4 protein-coding genes, 1 pseudogene and 1 CRISPR repeat array are annotated in these 6,061 nt (G+C 59.8%); all 5 genes and pseudogenes read right to left on the bottom strand.

From position 1 onward, the window contains the following. Positions 1–37 precede the first annotated feature (37 nt). Positions 38–883: direct repeats of the CRISPR family, unit length 37 nt; unit sequence GTTGCAGGGGCGTCGATCCGCGTGAGGATACTGAAAG. A gap of 204 nt (positions 884–1,087) precedes the next feature. Further along, positions 1,088–3,109, bottom strand: a complete 2,022-nt coding sequence (locus ACFMO7_RS01825) for an ATP-binding protein (protein WP_376793834.1) — start codon at positions 3,107–3,109, stop codon at positions 1,088–1,090. Between the two features lie 11 nt (positions 3,110–3,120). Then, positions 3,121–4,305, bottom strand: coding sequence for a hypothetical protein (locus tag ACFMO7_RS01820; protein WP_376793833.1), 1,185 nt, complete (start codon positions 4,303–4,305; stop codon positions 3,121–3,123). Positions 4,306–4,568: 263 nt separating this feature from the next. Further along, positions 4,569–4,949 (bottom strand): hypothetical protein, encoded by a 381-nt coding sequence (locus ACFMO7_RS01815; RefSeq protein ID WP_376793832.1) that lies wholly within the window; start codon positions 4,947–4,949, stop codon positions 4,569–4,571. Then, complete coding sequence (locus ACFMO7_RS01810; protein ID WP_376793831.1) at positions 4,946–5,596, bottom strand: hypothetical protein; 651 nt, start codon at positions 5,594–5,596, stop codon at positions 4,946–4,948. The genes ACFMO7_RS01815 and ACFMO7_RS01810 overlap by 4 nt, the downstream gene beginning before the upstream one ends. A gap of 116 nt (positions 5,597–5,712) precedes the next feature. Further along, a pseudogene (locus ACFMO7_RS01805) lies at positions 5,713–6,061 on the bottom strand (hypothetical protein); the annotation flags it as partial.

Here is a 6,061-nt window from a genome sequence, read left to right as displayed (position 1 = left end):
CCCAGTCTCAGAGAGCATTCTCTAAGCTTCTGGTACAGTTGCAGGGGCGTCGATCCGCGTGAGGATACTGAAAGGTTGGCAAGATCCGTAGTATGTGGTGATCCAATCCAGTTGCAGGGGCGTCGATCACGTGAGGATACTGAAAGCCCAGTCTCAGAGAGCATTCTCTAAGCTTCTGGTACAGTTGCAGGGGCGTCGATCCGCGTGAGGATACTGAAAGTTCGGGCTAGAGCCGAAGACGCGAGTAGCATTTAAGTTGCAGGGGCGTCGATCCGCGTGAGGATACTGAAAGTCAGGAAGTACGGTAGGACGACATTCGATCAGAACCAGGTTGCAGGGGCGTCGATCCGCGTGAGGATACTGAAAGGTCGCCGGATCACCGCGGCGAGCGTCTGCTGCTCATGTTGCAGGGGCATCGATCCGCGTGAGGATACTGAAAGGAACCTCGGGTCCGACTGCTGGACTAACGCATGAAGAGTTGCAGGGGCGTCGATCCGCGTGAGGATACTGAAAGGCTGAGCTGAAGTATACGCGTCAGCTTCCAAACTCACGTTGCAGGGGCGTCGATCCGCGTGAGGATACTGAAAGTCGCCACACACACACACGCAGGATTGGTTGTTGTCTCAGTTGCAGGGGCGTCGATCCGCGTGAGGATACTGAAAGAGTGGCAGCGAGAATGATGATCCCGAGTGTGACTAAGTTGCAGGGGCGTCGATCCGCGTGAGGATACTGAAAGTTTTGTGCTGGATGTGCTCCGAGAGCGTCTTGACGTCGTTGCAGAGGCGTCGATCCACGTGAGGATACTGAAAGTCCAATTGCCAGAGGAGTCGCCGGCGGCGTCCCAGAGTTGCAGGGGCGTCGATCCGCGTGAGGATACTGAAAGGAGGATACTGAAAGGCTGCAAGGCGCGTCCCCAGCGGGGGAGAAAGAAACACATCAAGGTCCCCACCACCTGCAAAAGTCCGTCCGAGGCCAGCCTGGCGCTGGCCTCGGTGGCCGCAGCACCTTTCCTTCTTCCTTCCGTGGCACAGGCAGCCTGGTGACTGCTTCTCGCTGGAGCGACCTCTCCTCGCCCTGGTGGAGGCGACTAGTCGACCATGCGTAGCTTGCAAGGGGTGGGGTCGATGGCCACCAAGAAAGGCTGCACCATTCCCTCCAGGGCCACGATCGCCTGACCCGGAGCCAGGTGAGGTAACCTGGACCACAGACCCTCATCGATACCACCGATGCTGCGCTTCAGACGGCTGATAACGTTTGCATCGGTAATCTTATGCAAAATCACATTGTTAATGAGACCCAGTACCTCGTCGGGCAGATGTTGCGGGAGCTGAGTCACAAAGATCAATCCTAGCCAGCGCTTGCGCCCGCGCCGTGCGATGCGGGTCACCTGCTGGAAGAGAATAGGCATCTGACCTACGCGTTCTGCCGAGAGAAACTCGTGAGCTTCCTCGATGATGACCATGACCGGGACTAGCCCCTCGCTGTCTGTGGTGGGCGGGACCTGAGCGGCTGCCGGCGAAGGCTGTCCCTTCCCTGCTTGCTGCTTCTCAAAATTGGCATAGCGCTTATCCTGGAGGTGATGCACACCGCGCAGCAGCTCGGCGATCACCAGATTGTTGATCTGAGGCGAATCGGTATCGCTGAGGTCGATAATTGCGACCTTCCCTCTCCCCAGCATCTCCTCATACTGCAGTGGTTCGGTCTCGGGATTATCGAAGATGCCCAATTTCAGCAGGCGCCTGAGCTTCCCCTGCAAGGCTCGCCAACTGGAAATAGCCCCGGGCAATCCCTTAGCTGCCTCTTTGATCGCCTTCAGGACATCTTCACGGTTCTTTTGCCGAAACGCTTCGCTATGGAACTGGATACTGGCCTCATCCTTCTCGACGAGAAAAGAGCAGGCGCTGACCACATCATAGATATGCTCCAGGCGCATATCTCGATATCCCTCTTCCAGCTCATCCAGCTCCAACAACCAGCTCTGGTTGTCCCTGGATGAGGGTGAAATTGACAGTTGCTGCAGGAGCCGCTTGGTAATATCGTAGGCTTTCAGGTAACGCTCTTGTTGAGCCTCCGTCATCTCCAGTAGCTCGCAGACAAGATATGGCGAGAGCTGATCAAACGAGAGGCAGAAGGGCCGCACCTGACCTTTTTTTTGTTTCGGACTAGCGGTTCGGCGACCGACGAGATGATAGATGGTCACCTGGCTCACGCCGGCGGGCACCTTCTGGCGCCGTTGCAGGGCGGCGATCATCCTCTCATCGTCCGTCGGCTCGTCGATGGTCGTATACTCCCCTTCGGTATCGATGAGCACCGTCGCAAAGCCCTGGCGCTGAAACTGATTCACCAGGCCGGAAACGGTCGTTGATTTGCCGCCGCCCGTTGTGCCGAGGATGCCGACGTGACGGAACCAGAGCGATTTACGCCTGGCCGGGACGCGCACGACCAGGTTCTCGTGACCGATGGCCAGGCCTAGCTCGATCTCGCCGTCCAGTTTGAGCACGCGGGCTGTCTCCTCGCTGGTGAGAAGGTAGACGGGGCTATTCGGTAGAGGTCGGAAGCGCTGTGGAACCAGTTGGCCCCCTGCGCCGCCTAGCTCCTCGCCCAGTAGCTGGACCTGGACGCGCCCGTGGTAGTGCGGCATGAAGACGGAGCCATGAACGGAGGTTGTGACCACAATCGGCGAATCGCCGCGAATGCCATCAGGCTCTGCGAATGGCCCACGGACCACGAGCCCCAGGTAGGAGCGGCCGTCAGTGCTCTTGATGCGGACAGGGGACTGCGCGGGGACTTTCCCGATGTTGGCCTGCGGGAGCACGACGGTCACGGTATTATCGTCGCTGCTTGGCGTATCGAATAACGTTTTGCCGACGTACCCAGGGCCGTAATCAGGCTCCTGCCAGGCGCCACCGGAGCGCCTGGCATCCTCCGCGAGGCGCGCCAAGGCATCGCGAGGGAGGGGCTTGAGAGGCTCCTGCTCTGCCTGTTCCTCAACCAGGCGCCTGGCCTTCTGGGAAGGAATGCCCGCGCGCAGACGCCCACGGGGTTCGGCGGAAGGAAGCTCCTCCAGAGGCCAGAGAGAATCGTTAGAGTTGTTGCCTCGCCTCTTCATTGCTCGTGCCTCTACTTTCTGGCGCGGGTCCGGCGCTCACTCACAAAGCGGAACGGCTCACCTGCACGAACGTAGGCCGTATGAATGGCATCCTCAAAGATGTCGTTGCCGAAGGTGGCCCGGCAGATGGTGTCTGCCAGGTCGATGAGCAGAGGAAAGCCCCGATGCTCCTGCAGGACGCTATCCGCCAGAGCGATCAGAGCAGCCTCAAAGACGTGGTCGATATGGCTATAGAACACATGGGGCGGCGCATAGCGCGAGGCCCGGTAGATACCCATCACAAGCTGGGAGCCGATCTTTCGGCTGAAGTCCCTGGCCTGTTGCTGGAACTGAGTAGGGTAGTGTCCCTGGTCGGCGATTCTGAGCAACCTCTCCTCAATGGTCTCCAGGACCAGGAACTCCAGAGGCTCCAGGGCCTGACCGATGGTCAGCCAGTGGCGCGCGCTGATGTCGCTCTGCACAAAGACCACCTTACGATGGCCGAGCAGCAGTTTCTCTAGCATGGCCAGGCTATGCCTGAACAGCTCCATGCTGCCCGAGCCGGTCAGCAGCTCATAGGGGACAGGAGCACCATGACCCATGCGCCAGGGAGCCTGAGCCTTCCAGGTAAGTACCGCCCGCTCGGCATAGCTCATGATGCCCCGTCGCGCCAGCTCGCTCAACCTGCTCCGCTCCTCAACATCGATACTGCCGCGCTGCCTGCGCTTTTCCAGCAGGGTCAGCAGATCCTCAAGCGGCTCACCGCTCGCCGCTCGCAGATCGCGGCGAAAGAGGCGCTGCGACCAGGACCCCAGGTCGCCCTGGTAGGAGATCAGGCAAACTCCTAGCTGCGTGATAGTGATCGGCAGGCTGTCGTAGCTCAGGCTAGTGCCGTCACAAGCCTCAACGGCTCCGTTGAAGAGCAGAGAGCGATGAGTGTAGCGCAGATCGTCAACTGTGGCACGATAACAGCCAGCGATGCGGGGGGCACCGGGGCGTCTGGCGATGCGCGGAAAGATTTCCCGACGAATCGGCTCGCGCTGAGCCTCCTCAGAAGCGACCGCCTCCTTGATTTCGTCCTCTAATTTCGCGTAGAATGCCCCGAGATCCTCGCCCCTCTGCCACTTTTCGATGTCCAGCGTCTCCTCAAGCGACTCTCCATATGCCTCCTTGTAGGCGCGAGCATCCACCAGGAATGGCTCATCCCACAGAGCCATCTCTTCCTCCCCTTCATTGAACAGTCAACCCGGCAGCTTTTCTACTTTATATTCCACTCCTCCCGGAAAAGTGCGACAGCCTGGTGAGCCTTCCCTTTCAATCGCGGAAGCTGGACAGGCGAGCAATTTTCAGTATTCTCATTTCAGCATCCTCAAGCGGATCGAGATCCCGGCAAGCCTGTGGTCTCGCTCTTCCGGAGATCGTTGCCCTTCGCAAAGAAAGAAAGAGCAGGCCGCTGCCGCGCGCGGCGGTAAGGCATCCTTCATAGCTCTTCCTCTCCCTCCTCGCCATGGCGAGCTGCCCGCGGCAGGCCGTGGTCCTGTGAGGAGCGTAGCACAGAGACTCGCAGAGCCTCCGAGACTTCGACCTGGCGAAGCAAAGCCACCAGACGTTCGCCCTTCAGGTGAAAGCGGCGGGCCAGCAATTCAACGTCCTTCAAGAACATTTCAGCATCCCCGGCCGGGCGGCGGCACAGTGCCAGCCGAGGAAGATCATCGGACGAACAGCCAGGTTCGTAAGCCAGCGCTTGCTCATCCAACCGATGCAAGGACCAGTACTCCTGCAAGGCGCTTGCCAGAAAAAAGCGCCTCTGGGCTGCGCGCTGCGCGGCGTACAGCAGCGCTGGCCAAGGTTTACTCTTCATTGGTTGAAGCGTGCTCCGTAACGTTTGAGTCGTAACCGCAAACGGTCTTTGACGCGCTTAACCTGTTTGCGCTGCTCCTCTAGTGGGAGGTGGGCCAGCCCTAGTTTTTCCGCGTAGACCCTGGTCCGCCTCTCTCCTTGCAGCATGAGGAGCAGGATAGGCCACTCGGCGGGGGAAAACCTCTCTGTGCTGAGGCGTTTAAGGAGTTCCTGTCGCTTGCGAGTGCTCAGTGTGAGCCTTGCTTCCGCCTGCCGCCAGGCCTCTTCTTCCATGGAACTGTTCCCTCGTGAGGGAACAGGTGCGACAGAGGAAAGAGGAAGCGTGAGCCGCTGCTCGCGTCGCTGGCGATTGAGCGCGTTACGGAGGTCGCCCTCGGCATTCATCACCAGGTAGTGCCAGAGTCCCCCGCGCTCGGACCGATAGCGTTCTGGCCTTTGAAGGAAGGCCAACAGCGAGTCGGTCACCGCCTCCTGAAGCAGTTGAGGATCTGGCAGGGAGGGATGGCGCTGCTGCAGTTGGGCCAGCAATGGCTCGAGGACCAGCTCGGCAAACTCGTTTGGCGCAGTCGGGTCGCCAGCCAGCAGACGCTGATAGACGGCCTCCAGCTTGCGGAGTGGTGGTGGTAGTGGTGATACTGGCCGACCCATAGGGGCCTCCTTTGGCCGCAACGCTCGCGGGACGAACAACTGGCGTCTGTCCAGGAGATCGATGCTGTGAAGACGGGATAGCTCCCCTCGCTGGCTGGCCCGCTCTCAGGCCGACCTCAAGCCAGAGAGAGAGTGACGATTGTTTCTGTATGCATGCGTCTCTTGAGCAATATCTGGTTCACTGTGCGTGGGGGTGGCAGGTAGCGGCGATTGGGTGGCAGTTCGCGCTCGGTGCTCCTCTCCAGGCGGAATCCCTGCGATTGAGCCAGGAGGCAAAGAAAGAGGGCGTTGTGGAGCAGGACACCGCGCAGGCAAGACGTTCCCATCACAAAGATGGCCCTGCCTCCCGGCCGAAGCACCCGTTTGATTTCCGCCAGCAACCGGGCCAGATCGAGCAGGTAGCGCTGAAGCATCCCCCGTTCGCGGCTGGGGAGCCGCTGCATGATCTCCTGGGAGAAGCCCGAT

This window comes from Thermogemmatispora sp. (assembly GCF_042408735.1).
GTDB lineage: Bacteria > Chloroflexota > Ktedonobacteria > Ktedonobacterales > Ktedonobacteraceae > Thermogemmatispora.
Note: the sequence above shows the minus strand (reverse complement) of the source record. Positions and strands in the feature narration are given on the sequence as shown.

Coding starts and splice junctions, on each gene's coding strand:
- ACFMO7_RS01825 (WP_376793834.1), bottom strand. CDS start 3,109: ATGAAGAGGCGAGGCAACAACTCTAACGATTCTCTCTGGCCTCTGGAG.
- ACFMO7_RS01820 (WP_376793833.1), bottom strand. CDS start 4,305: ATGGCTCTGTGGGATGAGCCATTCCTGGTGGATGCTCGCGCCTACAAG.
- ACFMO7_RS01815 (WP_376793832.1), bottom strand. CDS start 4,949: ATGAAGAGTAAACCTTGGCCAGCGCTGCTGTACGCCGCGCAGCGCGCA.
- ACFMO7_RS01810 (WP_376793831.1), bottom strand. CDS start 5,596: ATGGGTCGGCCAGTATCACCACTACCACCACCACTCCGCAAGCTGGAG.